The 17,351-nt window shown below is 60.9% G+C and carries 16 protein-coding genes and 3 pseudogenes; 10 read left to right on the forward strand and 9 right to left on the reverse strand.

All coding sequences use genetic code 11. The features are described from left to right. Positions 1 to 43: 43 nt before the first annotated feature. On the reverse strand, positions 44 to 556 hold the full coding sequence (locus tag LGH83_RS08610; RefSeq protein WP_227401427.1) for a hypothetical protein: 513 nt from the start codon (positions 554 to 556) through the stop codon (positions 44 to 46). Positions 557 to 740: 184 nt separating this feature from the next. Beyond that, complete coding sequence (locus LGH83_RS08615) at positions 741 to 1,193, reverse strand: DUF2254 family protein (protein WP_227401428.1); 453 nt, start codon at positions 1,191 to 1,193, stop codon at positions 741 to 743. Here LGH83_RS08615 and LGH83_RS08620 point away from each other — a divergent pair. Beyond that, positions 1,156 to 1,248: pseudogene (locus tag LGH83_RS08620) on the forward strand (DUF2254 family protein); the annotation flags it as partial. The gene LGH83_RS08615 and the pseudogene LGH83_RS08620 overlap by 38 nt on opposite strands. Before the next feature lie 321 nt (positions 1,249 to 1,569). Here the strand turns inward: LGH83_RS08620 and LGH83_RS08625 are convergent. The 3 genes and pseudogenes from LGH83_RS08625 to LGH83_RS08635 all read right to left on the reverse strand — a co-directional run bounded on the left by LGH83_RS08625 (position 1,570) and on the right by LGH83_RS08635 (position 4,130). Further along, positions 1,570 to 1,959, reverse strand: coding sequence for a pore-forming ESAT-6 family protein (locus LGH83_RS08625; RefSeq protein ID WP_227401429.1), 390 nt, complete (start codon positions 1,957 to 1,959; stop codon positions 1,570 to 1,572). Positions 1,960 to 2,055: 96 nt separating this feature from the next. After that, positions 2,056 to 2,930: pseudogene (locus LGH83_RS20095) on the reverse strand (SDR family NAD(P)-dependent oxidoreductase). A 168-nt stretch (positions 2,931 to 3,098) separates the two neighbouring features. Further along, positions 3,099 to 4,130 (reverse strand): aldo/keto reductase, encoded by a 1,032-nt coding sequence (locus LGH83_RS08635; protein WP_227401430.1) that lies wholly within the window; start codon positions 4,128 to 4,130, stop codon positions 3,099 to 3,101. Between the two features lie 199 nt (positions 4,131 to 4,329). Between LGH83_RS08635 and LGH83_RS08640 the strand changes: the two genes are divergently transcribed. The 4 genes from LGH83_RS08640 to LGH83_RS08655 all read left to right on the forward strand — a co-directional run bounded on the left by LGH83_RS08640 (position 4,330) and on the right by LGH83_RS08655 (position 9,228). Next, positions 4,330 to 4,857: a TetR/AcrR family transcriptional regulator gene (locus tag LGH83_RS08640; protein WP_227401786.1), complete on the forward strand. Its 528-nt coding sequence runs from the start codon at positions 4,330 to 4,332 to the stop codon at positions 4,855 to 4,857. Positions 4,858 to 6,217: 1,360 nt separating this feature from the next. Further along, positions 6,218 to 6,964, forward strand: coding sequence for a hypothetical protein (locus tag LGH83_RS08645; protein ID WP_227401431.1), 747 nt, complete (start codon positions 6,218 to 6,220; stop codon positions 6,962 to 6,964). A 357-nt stretch (positions 6,965 to 7,321) separates the two neighbouring features. Next, entirely contained in the window at positions 7,322 to 7,645 is a 324-nt protein-coding gene (locus LGH83_RS08650; RefSeq protein ID WP_227401432.1) for a hypothetical protein, read from the forward strand. A 410-nt stretch (positions 7,646 to 8,055) separates the two neighbouring features. Continuing rightward, positions 8,056 to 9,228, forward strand: coding sequence for a tyrosine-type recombinase/integrase (locus LGH83_RS08655; RefSeq protein WP_227401433.1), 1,173 nt, complete (start codon positions 8,056 to 8,058; stop codon positions 9,226 to 9,228). Positions 9,229 to 9,257: 29 nt separating this feature from the next. Here LGH83_RS08655 and LGH83_RS08660 read toward each other — a convergent pair. Next, positions 9,258 to 9,464 (reverse strand): annotated as a pseudogene (locus LGH83_RS08660) (IS5/IS1182 family transposase); the annotation flags it as partial. 291 nt (positions 9,465 to 9,755) lie between these two features. On the opposite strand from LGH83_RS08660, the gene LGH83_RS08665 reads away from it, so the two are divergent. Then, the gene (locus LGH83_RS08665) at positions 9,756 to 10,172 is read left to right on the forward strand and encodes a tyrosine-type recombinase/integrase (RefSeq protein ID WP_264479156.1); all 417 of its coding nucleotides are present in this window, start codon (positions 9,756 to 9,758) and stop codon (positions 10,170 to 10,172) included. 108 nt (positions 10,173 to 10,280) lie between these two features. Here LGH83_RS08665 and LGH83_RS08670 read toward each other — a convergent pair whose 3' ends face one another. Then, positions 10,281 to 11,489 (reverse strand): T6SS phospholipase effector Tle1-like catalytic domain-containing protein, encoded by a 1,209-nt coding sequence (locus LGH83_RS08670; protein WP_227401434.1) that lies wholly within the window; start codon positions 11,487 to 11,489, stop codon positions 10,281 to 10,283. A gap of 365 nt (positions 11,490 to 11,854) precedes the next feature. Here LGH83_RS08670 and LGH83_RS08675 point away from each other — a divergent pair, with 365 nt between their 5' ends. Beyond that, positions 11,855 to 12,853, forward strand: coding sequence for a hypothetical protein (locus LGH83_RS08675; protein WP_227401435.1), 999 nt, complete (start codon positions 11,855 to 11,857; stop codon positions 12,851 to 12,853). Positions 12,854 to 12,986: 133 nt separating this feature from the next. Here the strand turns inward: LGH83_RS08675 and LGH83_RS08680 are convergent, their stop codons facing one another. Further along, complete coding sequence (locus LGH83_RS08680; protein WP_227401436.1) at positions 12,987 to 13,970, reverse strand: class I SAM-dependent methyltransferase; 984 nt, start codon at positions 13,968 to 13,970, stop codon at positions 12,987 to 12,989. A gap of 257 nt (positions 13,971 to 14,227) precedes the next feature. Between LGH83_RS08680 and LGH83_RS08685 the strand changes: the two genes are divergently transcribed. Beyond that, positions 14,228 to 14,881 carry a hypothetical protein gene (locus LGH83_RS08685; RefSeq protein WP_227401437.1) on the forward strand — a complete coding sequence of 218 codons (654 nt, stop codon included), beginning with the start codon at positions 14,228 to 14,230 and terminating at the stop codon, positions 14,879 to 14,881. Between the two features lie 380 nt (positions 14,882 to 15,261). Then, on the forward strand, positions 15,262 to 15,597 hold the full coding sequence (locus LGH83_RS08690) for a DUF3768 domain-containing protein (RefSeq protein ID WP_227401438.1): 336 nt from the start codon (positions 15,262 to 15,264) through the stop codon (positions 15,595 to 15,597). A gap of 421 nt (positions 15,598 to 16,018) precedes the next feature. Here the strand turns inward: LGH83_RS08690 and LGH83_RS08695 are convergent, their stop codons facing one another. After that, positions 16,019 to 16,264, reverse strand: a complete 246-nt coding sequence (locus tag LGH83_RS08695) for a helix-turn-helix domain-containing protein (RefSeq protein ID WP_413771126.1) — start codon at positions 16,262 to 16,264, stop codon at positions 16,019 to 16,021. 101 nt (positions 16,265 to 16,365) lie between these two features. Between LGH83_RS08695 and LGH83_RS08700 the strand changes: the two genes are divergently transcribed. After that, positions 16,366 to 17,259: a DUF805 domain-containing protein gene (locus LGH83_RS08700; RefSeq protein ID WP_227401440.1), complete on the forward strand. Its 894-nt coding sequence runs from the start codon at positions 16,366 to 16,368 to the stop codon at positions 17,257 to 17,259. Positions 17,260 to 17,351: the final 92 nt, after the last annotated feature.

Consider the following 17,351-nt stretch of genomic DNA (forward strand, 5'->3'; position numbering starts at 1 on the left):
GCGCGACGTGGCGCTCGATGCCGACCGTCCTTCGGCTCTTCTGTCATTTAAACCCGGTCTGACGATCGGCAGGGCTCCGGTCGGTGAGGCCATCGGGTTCTGCAGCCGTTTCCGTCACACCGTCGACGACAAACCGATAGCCTTTTTCGGCAACATCGCGTGCGACATCCGGGCTTGCTTGATACGGACCCTCGAGCGTCCAATCGCGATTGCCGAGATTAGCCGGCATTGTCCCGCCAACCGCAATGACGAGGCGGACGGACGGCTCCTGCTTGCAGATCCAGGCCTCGAATCCTGATATGGCGTGCTGACCCGGTAGGGCCACAGCCGAACCATGCTCCACTCTGCCGACCCGGATATTCTGCCGTTCGACCAAATAGGTCTCGAGATCGCCGTTGGCGGCTTGTTTCAGATCGGCGAGCGGAATGCCGGCAGCCGCCGCGTCGTTTGCACAGGCTTTCGCCTGATCGTGCATTTCGGCCTTCTCCCGGACCGGCTCAGGCGCATCGAGATGATCCTCAACCCATTGTTCAAGCCATTGCTCGACGTCCACCATGTCGAATGCCCTTTCGTCTGCGTCGATAATCGGTCCGCCACGCCGACGGCCCACGATCACTGCAGGTGAACGAGATCGCGCCCGCACGGTTCCGCCGGGGCGAGCAAGCGAGATCAGCAGAGACCCACCACCGATCAACCGCGTCGGGAGCAGGACGCGATCGTCCTGAGTACCAGACGCTAAGTCACGCATTCGAGGTCGGCGGAACTGATCCGCTGGGCCCGAGGGCGGTTGCGTCGTGGATGGCCTCGCCGATCCCCTCGACCCTTGGAGACACGAGCGCGATCGGCGCACCAGGAAACAGGTTGTCACCCGGCCGCGCGAGCAACCGAATGCTGGTCTCGTGCTCCGCCGCCCAAGTCGCCAATCCCTTATGGTCGAGCTGCTGGAGATAGCCGCGTCGGGCATCGACGACCGGTGCCGCGCCGCGCCACATGTCGGGCGCGGGATCCGCTTGATCGCTGCCGAGACGCGCCGGCGCTGCCGAGACGTCGCGGCTCACAAATTCGATGACCGTATCGACGTTGATGCGCCCAGACATATGGTTCACAAAGAACACCAGCGTGGCGACGCGACGAAGGCGAGCAGAATGCCGACGCTCCTCGACGATCGGCGTCGCCGGAACGGTCTTCTCCATCGAGATCGCGGCTCTGTCGCTCGCGGCGGGTCAGATGGGCCCACGCCTAGCCCGACGGCCAGAAATACCCCGAACAGGACCATCAGCCCTGGCACGATCTAGAATGTTTCGCGAAGGATGCCGAGAAAATTGCGAAGCCAAGGCCTTCATGCGGCCGACCGCATGGTTGGGCGCAGAGGGGAACGGGTCGGATCGGCGGCAAAGCAGCATCATGCCCTGACGTGTGACGCATGATGACATGGGACGCTAGTCGTGTCGTCGATCCTGCGCGTGGCCGATGCGGCTCGTCGCGTGGGGAGTCGCCGCGGTGACCCTCCCCACGCGCTGAGAGCGTGGCACGTCCATCGGTCGCTCGACGACGCTCGGCAGACGTAACTTACTTGGGAAGCTGCGCGCCAACCTGCTTGATGGCCGTCGACATGGCCTGACACAGCTTCTCGACGGACGAGCCTTGCGTCTTCGCGGCTGCCTCGAGATCCTGCTTGATTCCCATCGCGGCGATCGTGCCCTTGCGGCCCGTCGCCTCGGCCTCGTCACCACTACTTTTGTCGGTCGACGGAATCATGCCCAACAATTTCTGCTGCACCGCAATGGTCTCTGCATCCGAAAAACCCTTGTCCTGGCAAAATTCCAAGACACCGAGCTGATTTCGGCCGGCCTGATACATGACTTTCATCTGATCGGCTTGGCTCTGTGCTTGAGCCGAAGCGGCTCCGATCACGCAAGACGCAAGCGTCACGACCATCATGCCCTTGGACACCCGCATAGTTTCTCTCCCTACTTTGATTGACCGTTCTGGCCGGGGAAAGACATACAGATCCGGATGCAACACGCCAATGACGTTCCCGTGAGTCTGGGCTCGTCAGCCTTGGAGCAGGTGCTCGCTCATCTCCCAGAGCCGCCGAGCGGAAGCCCGGTCGAGGGTGTGTGACATGGCGTCGGACGGGATATGATCGACGGACAGAGACATTAGCTCGTCGTTCAGCGGAGCGATGTCGTTGTCCTTGAGATAAACCCCGCCGATCGCCGCCAGCAGCGGGCTTGTGGCCGCAAACACGATCGTGCTGGCGCCCTGCTGTGGCGTTTTCTTACCGGCCGAGGGGTCGATGATGGGGCGACCGGTCTCGTCGATCAGCTCCATGGCGCGGAGGGCATCGGGACCGGCCGACGCGTTGAGCTTTGTCCCCACGACAACGCCTGGGTGGACCGCATAGGCCCGGATGCCGTCGGCGGCGCTACGGCGATCCAGCTCGACTGTGAAGAGCACGTTGGCGGCCTTTGATTGAGCGTAGGCGGACCGGCGATCGTGCCCCGTCACGACGTTGGGATCATCCCATCGGATTTTGCCGAAACGATGCGCGCCAGAGGTGACGTTCACGACGCGGGCGCCATGGGCGGCCCGCAGCTCCGGCAGCAGGGCCCGAGTGAGCTGAAAGTGCCGAGATGGTTGGTCGCGAACTGAGTGTCGAAGCCCCGCGCGTCGTGTGTCGACCCGCCGGAGGCGCCGGCACAGTTGATCAGGACGTGAAGCGGCCGACCTGTTGCCAGCCAGCGCCCCGTGAAGGCATCGATCGAGGTTGGATCGATAAGGTCGAGTTGCCCGACTTCGACGTGATCCAGCCCGGATAAGGCGGCTCTCGCCCGGTCAACGTCGCGCGCCGCCACCGTGACGGACGCTCCGGCTCTGCTCAGCGTCCGGGTCGTCTCGAGGTCGAGGCCGGCGTGGCCGCCCGTCACGATGACGCTCTTGCCTCCAAGGTCGAGACCCGCGACGACGTCGTCCGCGGTCGATGCGGCCTGGAAGCCGGTACCGATTGGGTGCTACTTGTGGGTGGTCATAAAAAATCCTGGAGATGGTCGGTCGAGAGTGCCGGAGAACGCCGGTGAGCCGGGCGTCTGTCGTGATCAGGCGGCCTGTCGCTCGATAAGCGGACGGCGGCGGAGGGTCGCGTCCAGCACGGCGGGTGGTTCGTAGGCCCCGCCAACCGGTGCAACGTTGGTCCCTGGCGCCACGATGGTATCGATGCGGTCCAACGTCTCGTCCTCGAGCCGGACCTCGGCACCGGCGAGCAGGTCGTCCAACTGCGGCATCGTGCGTGGCCCGAGGATGGCCGAGGTCACGCCGGGATGCGCCATGACGAAGGCCATGGCCAAGTGGGTCAGCGAAAGTCCCGCCGCTTGCGCGACCGGAATGAGCCGCTCGACCGCGTCGAGGTTGCGCTCGTCGGACATTTGCTTGGCGAAGACCTTGACGCGCAGGCTGTCGGGCAGCGCCTCGCCCTTGCGGTAGCGTCCCGTCAGCAGGCCCTTTGCCAGCGGGCTCCACACCAGGGCGCCCATACCGTATGTCTGACAGAGCGGGAGCACCTCCCCTTCGACGCTGCGGTTGAGGATCGAATAGGGCGGCTGCTCCGTGCGGAACCGGGCGAGACCACGTCGGTCCGCCACCCACTGGGCTTCCACAATTTCGGAGGCGGGAAAGGTCGACGACCCAATGGCACGCACTTTCCCGGCCCGCATCAGGTCGGTCAGCACCGACAGGGTTTCCTCGACGTCGGTGTCCGGCGAAGGTCGGTGGATTTGATAGAGATCGATATGATCGGTCTGCAGGCGACGGAGCGACCCCTCCACGGCCTGCGTGATCCAGCGCCGCGAACTGCCCTGCTGGTTTTGGTCTTGCCCCATCGGGCCGTGCACCTTGGTGGCCAAAACGACCTTATCGCGGCGGCCTTTCAGCGCCTTGCCGACCATCTCCTCGGACTCGCCCTGGCTGTATCGATCGGCCGTGTCGAGAATGTTGATGCCGGCATCCAGCGCCTTGTGAATGATGCGGACACAATCGTCATGATCGGAATTGGCAATGCCACCGAACATCATTGCGCCGAGGCAATAGGGGCTGACCTTGATGCCGGTCCGGCCCAGATTGCGGTATTGCATGCTCGTCTCCTTCGGAACTGGCGCCGTCGGTCGCATCGAGCTATACGACGAACCGGAACGCGGTTCATCTTTATACGGAACGTTGTTCCGTTTTGCAATGAGGTTGGGCGTGAACGACGAGCCTTATGCCGTGTCGGTTGAGCAATCTCGCATCGACAGCAGCCAGGAGCGGCCTGCTCGGGCCGATGCGCGACGCAACATGGATGCGCTGCTGCGTGCCGCGATGGCGGTGTTCGCGACATCGGGCGTCGACGCGCCGGTGCGGGAAATCGCGGAAAAGGCCGGGGTGGGTGTGGGGACCGTGTACCGCCATTTTCCGCAGCGGTCGGACCTGATCAAGGCCATCGTCCGTCAGGAGGTGGAGACCGGCGTCGGGATGGCGGCTACCCTTGCAGCAGACCTCGGGCCTCTCGACGCCCTCTCGGCGTGGATGCTCGGGCTGGTCGATTTCGCCCTGAAGAAGCGTGGCTTGGCTTCGGCTCTCCATTCCGGCGACAAGGCCTACGAGGCGTTACCGGCCTATCTCGAAGGACGGTGGGGGCCCGCGCTTCAGGGGCTGCTCGACGCCGCCTCGAGGGCGGGCGCGGTAAGGGAAGACGTCGATGCTGCCGAACTGCTGCTGGCCGGCATGCGGCTCGCGATGCCAGCAGGCGACGGCGATGTCGGACAGGCCCGTCGTATGGTGGCCCTGCTGGTCGATGGCCTCCGTCATGGCGCTCGACCATAAATTGCACGGTGCTCCGCCGCGCGGCGGCAGCGACCCTCGGCCGACGACGCCCGCAGAAGGTGCAGCGCCCGCGGGATTTAAGAAAGCGGCGACGTCAAAGCGCGATTTAAGCCGCTCTGACATCTTTAATTGGACGGATCCAGACTGGCTCGGCGTCAGCGTTCATTTCGTCGAGCAGACACACGGTGTCCTCGGCATCGCTGACGGGCCGAGCGTTCGTGACCGCTTTGGCTTTGTCGATCGCCTCAAGAAGGCTGTCCGCGAAGATCGCTTCAGAATGGATGAGAGTTGTGATGTCGGACCCTGTTCCGCCGCCAATTTGATATGTGTAAGCTCGCAAAGGTGGCCTCCTATCCTGATGGAGTTGGACCTACGCGTTTATCGCAACCTTGGTCAACCAGAGCGCGGGCCGGACTTTTCGGATGGGTCGTTCCCACATTTGCTCTCTCGGGCAAGACCATCGCCGATGGCAGGTGAAGGCTCGCGCCCTATAATTCGATTGGGGATCACGCAACACCGATCCAAACTCAGTTTGGTGTTGATGATCTGCAAGGCGGTAAGGCGCGGACCTCAGGAGGAATTGCGGACTATGTTGAATGCAGCCGTCCCGGCTATCCTGTGCGCGCTCGCAGCTTTCGGCGTCGGCTGCTATCTGTTTCGGCGGGGATAAGCGTTCGGCCAAGACACCGTTTCGCGTTTCACCACGGCCGATAATTTGATCGTCGCTCGACCTCGACAAGCACACGAGTCCACGAGCCGCGTTTGTCCGATTCGCCGGCTCTAAACACAGCGTGTCGCGCCATGAAGAGAGCTCCGTTTCCGTGGCAACGGATCAGCCGTTCGCACCCGCGTGACGCAGAGTAATCCAAGACCAAGACGATGAGGCGACGAAGCGTGTTGGCGGCCATAGACCCCCCTTCGGATCTTCAGCAACTCAATCGCTTACTCAACCAAGACATTCAAAGCGCGGATCGTCACAGGCGGATCGGCGAAGGCGTAAGCTTCGGTCGCGACGCAGAACGCGCATCTGCAGCGGGGCCCGACCATGACCCCGGCCGAATACGCAGGCTTAGGATACTGACTGTGCTTCACTTCAACATCGGCCGAGCACTGCCACCGAGATGCCGAGTCCGAAGGCCGCGTCGGACGGTCGAGTGGCGGGCCCAAGCTGATGCGGGAACGGGCTAAAAATCTTTCGAATGCGTCGTTCGCGGTGCGCCGTCCTTCATCGTCGATATCGGGAGGAGAATGTTGACGCCGCGCTCGATCAAAACATGGCTCCGAGATCCTGCCGGGCGGAAATAGATCGAAGCATGGTAGATTTTCCGTGCTGAAGATTCGGAGGTTAAGAGGGATGCGAGTGAGACTGCCTGCGCCCGACGGATACATTCCGATTTGGACTTACTGGCTGCTGTTTTTTTTGTTCGTTGGCGGACTCGCCTTAGCGAGTGTAGCTGGCGCTGGCGGCTTCTGCTCTGAAAGCGCTGCGTCCTCAATCATCAACAAAGCGGCTTCGAACTGTTTTGAGTTTTGGGTGAACCGATATCAAAGTCTGATCGCAGGTTTATTCGCTCTTATCGCCGCATGTGTTGGATATAAAGCAATTCAGAAGCAAATCGCTTCTTCTGAAGATATTGTGAAAAAAGCTCTGGCACGAGAGCGACTTGCATCGATATCCGTTCTTTCACTCGCTCTTAGTGATGTTTGTGATTACGCCAATCTCTGTGTCAAGAGTCTTGTGTATTTTCAACGAGCACCTCGGCCAGGTCCAGCATTCCAGGCGCCCGTTTTTCCCGACAGTGTCGTTTCGATACTTCGCGAATGCATTCGAGCTGATGCTGATCAACTCACCGGGTTGGCTTCGCTTATTTCGCAAATTCAAGTCTTCAGAGCACGCATTCGGGGCGAAGAACACTCTCCTTCATCTGTTGAAAGCCATCTCTATGACGCCCTGGAATTATATGTTCGCGCCAGTGATCTATTTGATCTCGCGAGAAACGGAGTTGAGCGGCCTTTGACAGATCGATCAAAGCTGCTGGCCGCCGCACGCATTATCGGCGTAGACGTCGAGCGATACTATCTTTTGTCGCGCCGACTAGGTGTGTAGCCAATGACTCGGGACGTCGGGGTCGAAGCAATTTAGCGATAGACTAGAGTTGGACGCCTGGCGTCGTCGTGTTCTTCCCCACGTTATTCTTCGTCAAGAAGGGACGGCGCGAGCGCGGCCGAGGTCGGGCGCCTCAAAGGCAAGATGGACGCGATCGAGACGCTTAACATCCAGAAAAAGTGTGGGCTCCAATTCAAACCGACCGGATCCTGATCGGGATAGGAAGCCCCGCGCGGCTCCCTCGGCTAGGCGCCAACTCTCAAAGTTCGGACCTGGCAAGCCATGGCGAGCTTAGCTAGTACCACGACACGCAACGCAGCAGAGCGCTGCTGCTCCAGCGCAACCGGAGTGCTTTCCGTGGTCTCCAAAACGCCGCCTGTGACGCCAGATGGTCGATATTTCGTGGTTCGTGGACGCCTTTGGCGCACTTCAAACCCGAACCTTTCCGCCGCCGATCGCACACGCTTGGTCGCAGCTCTGATGTCGGCCCGACGAGCGGTCGCAGCCGCAAGACGAGCGGCGGACTTCGATCAAGAGGCCCGAGCACACGCGGCGGTCGATCAAGCAAAGCACGAACTCGGCGAGCGAGGACCGGTCTGGTGGACGGACGGCGCACCCGATCTCAACCGCCACATGGCGCGGACGACGATCTATGCGGACTGGTTCGCAACGATGGCATGATCGGCTGTCGCTGATGACTCCGACACCAGGAATGCAGAACAACGATTTCAGCAACGAGATACAAAATGGGGCTTGGGAAGCCGACTACTTCGCTGAAACTGGCTGGTGCGCCCGTTCGAACGGAGTTCGAACTTTCTTATTGATTCAGGGCAACCATTTTCAGAGGAAATGGTGCGCCCAAGGGGAATCGAACCCCTGTTTTCGCCGTGAGAGGGCGACGTCTCAGTGTCCTAAACTGTCCATTGGTGTCCGGTTAAAACTTTGTCTTCTCAATAGAAAACGTTGTAACAGGAGTTGGCTAGTCCGAACAGATATGGCATGGTTCGGGAACGTCGGCAAGACACTGACTGGACACCATGCCCCGAAGCGCGCGCGCCCCAAAGCTTGAGACAAGAACGACACGTCTGAAATTGGCTGTCGCAAAAAAACCGGTGTTCGTCAGGGTCGCGCCCGGAATATCTCTCGGCTATCGACGGAACGAGACGGCCGGAACTTGGGTCGTTCGGGTGGCCGATGGCAAAAGCGGGGCTTGGACCAAGCGGATCGGCATTGCCGACGATCATGACGAAAGCGACGGCCATACTATCCTGACATTCTGGGAAGCTCAGATCCTTGCCAAGGCCACGGCCCGCGGCAACGAAGCTTGCACGACCAATCGAGCGCCAATGACCATTGAGGCGGCAGCGCGCACCTATTTGTCCAGCCTGGAGGCGCGCAATCGCCGAACCGCCTATGATGCTCGGCGCCGGCTTGAGCGTCTGTTTCTTCCCCATTTCGGCGCGAACAAGGTTGAGGATCTCACCCGTAGGCAGTTAGAAGCTTGGCGTGACGGCCTCGTCAACGTAGGTCATGACGCCGAAAAACATCGTCGAAGCCAAGACACAGCCAACCGCGTTCTGAGCATCATCAAAGCTCTCCTCAACCATGCTATTTCGGACCCATCCAGCGGACTCAAGGACGACAGCGCCTGGCGGCTAGTTCGGCCATTTCAGCGCGTAGCGCGAGCACGTGAGGTGCATTTCTCGGTTGAGGAGGTCGTACGCATGTTGCAAATCTGCGATGACCCATCATTCCGTGATTTGCTGATAGCGGGATTCCTGACTGGAGCACGGTACGGCGAGTTGGCGGCTTGCCAAGTTCGTCATTTCGACCTCATTGGCGAGAGCCTGCACATTCCGAGTGGCAAGACGGGTTCTCGAACCGTAATCCTTCAACCGTCTGCTGTGACCTTCTTCCAACGCATATCGAGCAACAAACCTAAGGAAGCTCCTCTCCTGGCCCGCTCCGACGGTACGCAGTGGGGCGCAAGTCATCAGGTTCGTCCCATGAAACGTGTCTTGTTGGCCGCCGGGCTCGATCAGACGGGCACGTTCTACGCGCTACGTCACTCCTATATCTCTCGGGCGATTGAGGCGGGCGTTCCGCTTACAGTAGCAGCGGAGAACTGCGGAACGAGCGTGCGAATGATCGAGACCACCTACGCTAAAGTTCTTGCAAGCAGGCGGCGGGACTTCATCGCCGTCGGCGCGCCACACCTCGCCGACACAGTAGCATTTACAAACCCGAGCCAAGAAACGGAATAGCACGAGGACTCACTATGGTCCGGGCTCCATCAGCACCAGAAAGCGATGACGCTGGCCAGTGCGGGGGCGGACGCGAAATCGGCGGCGAGTTTGTCATAGCGAGTTGCGATATGGCGGAAATCTTTGAGGCAGCAGAAGCCGGCCTCGATGCGCCAGCGATTTTTGTATCGGGCGCGGTCATAGTGAATGGGTCGTTTGCGCGTGCGGCGGCCCGGGATGATGGGCATGGTGCTGGCAGCCCCGCCCGCCGCATCGAAAAGTTCAAGGAAGATCGGCGTGAGCGGTTACTGAGCATGGTTGAACTCGAGCGCTTAGGGGCCGCCATCGTGGAAGGCGAGACGGTCGGGCTGCCGTGGCTCACCGACGACGCCAAGCCCGTGTCAAAGCACATAACCAAGCCGGAGAACCGCATATCGCTGCTGGGGCCCGAGGTCGCTGGGGCACTGCGGCTGCTGATCTTCACCGGTGCGCGCCTGTGAGAGATCCTCGACCTGCGGTGGGACTATGTCGATGTGCAGCGTGGCCTCTTGCTGCTGCCTAATTCGAAGACGGGGCGGAAAACCATCGTGCTCAACAGCGCGGCGCAATCGGTGTTGGCCAGCTTACCTCGCAGCAGTGCCTTCGTGATTCCAGGCAGGACCCTCGACAAGCCACGCGCCGACCTCAAGAAGCCCTGGGAGCTTGTCTCGGCGCGAGCTGGCCTGCAGGGTGTGCGGCTGCATGATCTTCGGCATACCTTCGCATCGGTCGGAGCGGGAGCCAGCCTGGGGCTACCGATCGTGGGTAAGCTTCTCGGGCATAGCCAGCCTCAAACCACTGCACGATGTGCACACCTCGACACCGACCCGCTACGTCGTGGCTCCGAGCTGATTGGCAACCAGCTTGAAACCGCCATGCGGGCCAAACCCAAACTGAGATCAGAGACCGACGCTGACGTAAAGTAATCATGGTCGCCGAGTACGAACACGGTGAGGCCAATAGCATGCGATGGACGCTTTGTCCGAAGAGTCAGCCCGCGCCTGTAGCCCAAGTCAGCCTTGATTTGCTTCCAATTAGTTCTTTCTCGGCCCGGTGATCCGACGTAGCCATGATGTGACCGCTGGCGGCGCCGGAGAGGTGAAGAAGGGGGCAGCGCGGGGATGAAAGCGGAGCGGCTCCGGCCTGTACGGCTTGTAGCCGCTGTACTCGCGGGCGTCATCGAGCTTTAGGCGCTCGATAACCGAGTCGTGCAGCGTGCCTTGCGCGTCCACCACGCGCGGGGCTTGCAGCCACCGCACTTTTGAGCTCTGACACTCGTCGTGCATCATGCCGTCGAACGACGGATAGAGCTTCAGCACGTCCTCGTCGAAGGTGATGCGCTTGCCCTCCGGCAGACCCTTTGTCAAGAAATCCAGCATCCACTGCAGTGTGATGTCCGATAGCCGCGACTCGTTCTCCGGGTAGCTCCCGCCGATATCCGAGTGATTGCCAGCAAACCACACCTGCTGGAATGGCTCTGGCTCGCCCGGCAGTGCTTGGCGGACCGTACGGCTTCCGCCGAAGATTACCCGTTTAAAGTCCCTCCGATTCTCGTCAATTGACAGCGCGTGCCTCACATATTGGATCTCGTGCGGAAGGTGGGCGTCGTACCGCTGCGGAAAGAACTTGCCGAGGCCGTAAGCCGCGACCGAGTCCCATAGACCGAGGAAATACGGAACAACCCCATCTGCTGCGCCCATATGTGGCGCATAATCCCGCGTGAAGGCCGCCACCTCTGCCTGTCTTTTCGGATTGTTAGTGATCATGAACCCGACCCGGTACAGGATGTCCACAGCCCGCCTTGCGACGGCATCGAGGCGCTTTGGGTCGAGGCTCAGCGTGTCGGATCCTGGCTCTCTCGACGGGATACCAAACACCTCGAGGACGTGAGCGACGCAGCGCGCCGTGTATGCGCCCCTGCTAAAGCCGAATAGGTAGATGCTGTCTCCGGGACGCCACGTGCCGATAATCGCTTTGTAGCAAGCTCGGATGCGGTCCTTCAGCCCCAGACCTATCATCTGTTGGACCGTCTCTTTGGCTCCATGGAACCGGGCCGCATGACCGGGCAGCGAAGTGCCCACGCCCTGGACGTAAAAGGCGAGCTGCTCGTGCGGATTTACAGTCGAGTCCGGCCCGGTTCGCGTCGCGCGATAGAGCTTGTAGACGTTCGTCCGGCTCTCGTCAGGCAGGAGCCCGCCCTCGTTGCCGGTTCCGTCGGCGAATACCAATATCCTTTTGCCCATGCTGCCCGTCCCGCCGAATCCGGCAAGTCGATGAGCGCCTCGCGGAAGCGCCGCCGTGCCCGATCATCTGGTGGGGCCGCCGCCGCGTCTACGCCGTACATGCGCTGTCCACCGCTAACCTGGAGCTTCGACGATCGAAGATCCAAACCTTGAATCAGCCTCGCTCACCCCCGGGCCAAGATAGGATCTAGGCGCTTGGCTCTTACTTCACCTCGGCTTACCAGTGATCAAGCCACGTCGCCGTCAGGCCGTCAAAACCGCGCAAAATAGCCTCAAACTGCTCCAGAATGACTGATTGACAGCGTCTTTCGACCATTTGCTAGCGTCGGCCGGCCGCGAACCGCGGTGCTTAGCCGAACAGCCGCTTGGATCATCTCAACCTTCCCATTGTCACCAGCCGCATCGCCCGCGTCTGCGAGATCGCGGCCCCTCGATCGATGCTGATCGACCTCAATGATCAGTTTCGGCGTTCAGGATTGCGGAAGGCGGTGGCGCGGCATGACACGCCGGTGCTGTTTGACTGGCTGATCGGGGTGCTCAGCTATCAGGGTGTCTCGGACGCCATCGCTTGGGCCTACATGGACCAGCACGGAACGGTGACATTTGCCGACATCGACGCCGTTCTAAGCGATCAGCCATCCTGCCCCAAGCTGCGCAGCTATTGGCACTTTGACGACTGTCGCTTCGCCAAGCAGACATTCCTGTGTCGCGAGCCCGATCACATCGAGGCATGTCCGCTGCCGCTGCATGATTTGCGCAACGGTCGGCTCAACCAGACCGCCTACAGCCTCTTCCTGTTCCTGCGCGACGTGTGCGACGGCGATTTGGTCGGCTGGATCGATGCCAAATTGGCCAATGCGGTTCATAACACCGGCGCTGGGCATCACGCCGAACTTGTGCGCCAGGCCTTGCTGGAGCCGCTGAGCGGCATCTACGGCGTCTCGTTCAAGGTGCTCTCGATGGCATTGGCCGATCTGCTGCTGGCGGGCGATCCAGGTCGCCGACGCTGGGTCAAGGCGGGCGCCAGCATGGTGGCCATCGATACCCTGGTGCATAACTGGTTGCACCGCACCGGTTGCCTGCGTGACCTCGAGGCTGAGCACGGGTACGGCGCCGGCTGCTACGCCCCGGGTGGGTGCGCCGACATCATCGAAGCCGCGAGCCAGTCCATCGATGCGCGTCGCTTCTGTCCGGAGGGCCCGGTTGTCTTTCCCAGGCTGATCCAGAAGGCCATTTGGCTGTTTTGCACCGAGGCCGGGCACGACATCTGCAACGGCAACCGGATCGACGACCGGTTCGCCTGCAGGAGCCAAGACTGCCCGATCCGCGAGCAATGTCGGTGCATCCCGCTGCGGAGCAGATAGCCCGCCCGATGCGCCGCCTGTCTTCCGCTGGGCACGGGCGTACGCCAATGCGGTCGGCCTATTGTCGTCGCCGTTGATCCTGCGATACCAAGTCGTCCACGCTGCACCGCCCTATGAGGACGACTGAGCCCAGCTAGACTGAAACCGTCACACGCAGGAAGGTGGCAGGGATCATCGTCGTGTCGGCGCCCGAGCTGACGTTTTGGCTTTGAAACAGCGTTTCGAGTTCGCTGAGCAGGTTGTCGGCGCGGCCGCTCTGACCCGCTGCTGCAAAGGCATTCATCGTGGGACCATAGTAGCGACGGAACGTATCGACGAGTTCGGATGGTGGGTGCGGGAACTTGAACACGCACGTGTCCTTTTGGAAGGACACGCTCTCGGGCGAGACGCCAGTCGCCGCAAATCTCTCAATGACATTTGCTTCGACACCCCATGTCATCGGACTGACGAAGCCATCCGGTGGCGGTGGCGAGTAGGCCGCGCTGACCTTGAGGATCTGTGCGACCAGCGTCGGGTCGTTTGGGATCCAGTTGCCCATCACAATCCGCCCGCCCGACCGCGTGACGCGCACCATCTCTCGGGCAACATCGAAGGGCCGTGGAGCGAACATGGCGCCGAAAATGCTGACGACGAGATCAAAGCTCTCGTCTTGCAGATCGACGAGGTCGCTGGCATCGCCTTCTTGGAAGCGAATGTTGGTCAGCCCCAGCTCGTGCGCGCGGCGAGCGCCGGCTTCGACCAAGTTGCGTGCGATATCGACGCCGAGAACGTCGGCCCCGAGCTTTGCTGCCGGAATGGCTGTCGTGCCGTCCCCGCATCCGAGATCCAGGACTTTCAGTCCGGCTCGGATTGCAAGACTTTCAACAATTTCTTCGCCGCTTTCACGCATGCACACAGCAATTCGTGTGAAATCACCCTTTTCCCATAATTCCTTGTTCGGGCTCATCGACTTACCCCAATGCAAAAATGCCTGCTGAAAATAATTAGAACCAGCACAGCTAAGGGACAAACAGTGTGCGACCGAGTAACCGCTGCTCCTAGACGCGAATGTTGCATGCGGACGCCTACGTGACAACGTAAGCGCAATACGATGTCGTTTCAGCATGAGACGTTGCAAAAGCATAATCCGAAGCGGGCGGGTGTCAGAACCATGTTCTAATAAACAGTATTATTAATGAAATGAGAAATTTTCAATTTTCAAACTGATCTTACTCCATGTGATAAACCGCTTCTAAGCAAATATATTGACAGATTTACTTGAATATACTATGGTTGTGTGTGTCAAACGTCGTGTTGACACTGCAAAACCGGCTCGACACAGCACGTCAATTCACCAGGGGCCTTCGGGGCCCCTACTCATTTCAGGAGTTCGTCATGAGTGCACTCGCCTATCCCCCGCCCACCCCGTTTCTCGTGATCTTCGGTCGCGATCAAGCTGGCAAACCCCACGCCTCTTGGTTCGATCAAGCCAGCGCCGAGCTCGCCACCAAAGCCGCCGGCCTGATGAACATGCAAGCCGTCCCGGTCGAGACCGAGGCTTTGCGCGAACTTGCCGGCAGCTTGCCGCGTGGTCGCGTGTTTTCGAGCGGCAAGGCGTTCACGCCCTTCGTCAACGGCAAGCTCTATGGCCGCCTGGTCGAAGTCACACGCGACCTGCTCGGTCTCAGTCACGCAGAAGCCGCCGACAATCCGACGGGTGAAGCGGCTGAGGATGATGTCGGCCCGGACAGCGCCATGGCCGGCGAAGCGACCACGCCGGCAGTAGATGGCAAGCCCGGCAAGGTGCTCGATCCGGCTCCGGGCAAAAAAGCAGCGCCGTCCAAGCCGATCCGGCGATCGAGCCGGATCGAGGATGTCGGGCTTGGTAGCATGGTGTTGGCCACCACTGGCGCGACCGAGGGCTGGTTCGAAGCCGAAGTCATCGGCATCAACGGGACCATGCTGACGCTCAAATGGTGCGACTACAACGAGCCCACCGTCGTTCGCCGCCGCACCGAACTGGGGTTCCTGCCCGTCCTGCCAGCCTGATCGGTCAGCCGGATCGCTCATGAGCGCGATGAGCGATCCAGCCATCGGTCGTCGCTGTCGCGTTTGGCACGTTCGATGTGACACGTCGGTTCGCTCGCCATCGCGCCGTTTGGCCAACGTCACACAAGCGCCAGCGGCGACGACCGGCAGTTTTGGCCATCATCATCGGTTCGACAGCATAATGGCCGCGTACGGTCGCTGCAGCGCGAATAAACGCACATCGGCCGGCGTCACGGCGGCCATAAAGCAACCAGCAAACCGCCACTTGCCGCGTCAGCCGTGCGCTTTGGCTTGCGGTGGCACAAAGCCATAGCGGCACATGGGGCAAAGCCCCCAACCAGCCAAAACCACCCTCCACATCATCTCATCAGGAGAGTTTCATGCCGGTCATCGACAAGGCAGAGCGAATTCGCGCGCTCAATGACGCCTTTCGCTCCTCCAACACAGCCCGAACCCTGGTGCTGACGCGCGGCGTCGCCGCTCTCAACCCCACTCTGCAACGCCAGATCATCCTCGCGCTGGCCAGCTTCGATCGCTTTGACGCCGACAACGATCCCTACGGCGAACACGACTTCGGAGCGTTCACGGTGAGCGGCCATCGGCTGTTCTTCAAGATCGACTATTACGATCGGAGCTGTCTGCACCACTCGCCCGATCCGGCCGACCCGGCGGTCACCTGCCGGGTCCTCACCCTCATGCTAGCCGACGAGTATTGAGGGGGTAGACCGATGCGCAACACGCGACCCGCCCGCCCCAATGATCGCATCAAGCGGGTGATCCAACGACATGACGATGGCTGTGGCATTGCCTGCGTGGCCATGCTGGCAAAGGTGAGCTACCGGGACGCCTGCACTACCATCTTTGGTGACCAGCAGGGTGATGCGACCAGCCTCGATGATCTGCGCTGGGCCTTGATGTATTACGGGCTGAGCACACCCGAGCGGATGATCCCGTTTTGGGAATGCGACTACACACAACTGCGTCAGCATGCGGTGCTGGCGCTTGACCCGGCGCCGAATGGGCAATGGCATTGGGCGGTTTGGGACGCGCTTCGACGGAGGATCGTCGATCCGCTGAAGCAACCCGCCAAATACCCCATCGTGATCGGCCTCCTGCCCGTAAGCACCGAAGCCACCCTTACCGCAGCTTGCGCCGGCCAGGGGTCAGCGGCTGCGGTTCGGGCTGCCCGGGTTCCGGATCGACAAACAGCTGCGCGATGTCGGTCCCCAGCGCCACCGTCAAGCGATCGAGGATGTCGACGGTCGGATTGAAGCTTTGCCGCTCAATCCCGCTCACATAGCCACGATCGACGCCGGCATCGACCGCGAGGTTCTCCTGCGAGAGACCACGCGCCACCCGCAAACGTCTCAGATTCCAAGCCACGCGTGCGCGTCCGTCCATGCCGCGGACGCGACCAGCTTGTTCCTCAACAAACCATCGAATATGTTCGACATAAATGTGGCTTCGGCCACAATGGAGGTCCTATGCACGCCTATCAGGCCGTTATGGCCCGTTACCTTGACTTTTGGGGCCGCTCGAGCCGCTCCGAGTTTTGGTCCTTCACGTTTTGGGTACTCGTGATCTCGATCACCGCACGCTTGGTGGATCATGGTCTCGGGACAGGCTCGCTGATCGCGACGATCGTCTTCGCCATTCACCTCATTCCGTCGCTCGCCGTGCAGGTTCGTCGCTTGCATGATGTCGATCGATCCGGCTGGTGTCTTTTGCTCGCGCCGACGCTGGTCGGTCTCATCCCCTTGCTAATCTGGCTCACCAGCAAAGGCGCAACAGACGAGGCGCCCGCTGATGACTTCGATCAGGTCTTCCCGCTGCGGACACCGACCGGTCCGCACTCCTTCGACCCAGTGGACCTTGGCAGCATCGAGCCCGACCAACGACCGGCACCGGCTCAGATCGTCTATGCTCCACCCGCCAAGCAGCGCCGCAGCGTCGGAGCGATCCTACTTTTGATCGTGGGCATCTTCGTCGGCGTGTGGCTGTTTGCCGACGCGAATGGCTTTCCGCTCGCCAGCCTGCTGCCCTCGGCTTCGACCTGCTCGACGGGCCTGGTGCGGGGCCTTGTCGCCCAGATCATCAAAGACAAGCTGAAGCAGACCGAGCTCGCTTTGCTCCCCGTCATCGACCTCGACAAAAGCGATGTGGTTCTTGACGCGATCCGAACCCGCGCGAGCGACAGCGTCAAAAGCGAGTGCGCTGCTCAAGCGACGATCAGCTATGCTCCAAAAGGCAACTTGACCGCGGCGCAGCTGACGGAATTTGCTGTCGAGATCGGCTCAAAAGCCACGCTCGACATCGTCTATCAGGCCGAAAAGACCGACGACGGCCGCAAGATCTACGTGACGCTGCAAGGCCCATAAGCTGCGCCCATGCGATCGAAAACGGCTGTCATCCCGCCGTCGGTCATCCGCTCCCTTGGACCATGTCCGGGAGCCGAGACCCGATTCGTTAC

Origin of the sequence: Lichenihabitans sp. PAMC28606, from assembly GCF_020616535.1 — a bacterium.
In the GTDB taxonomy this organism is placed as follows: Bacteria; Pseudomonadota; Alphaproteobacteria; order Rhizobiales; family Beijerinckiaceae; genus Lichenihabitans; species Lichenihabitans psoromatis.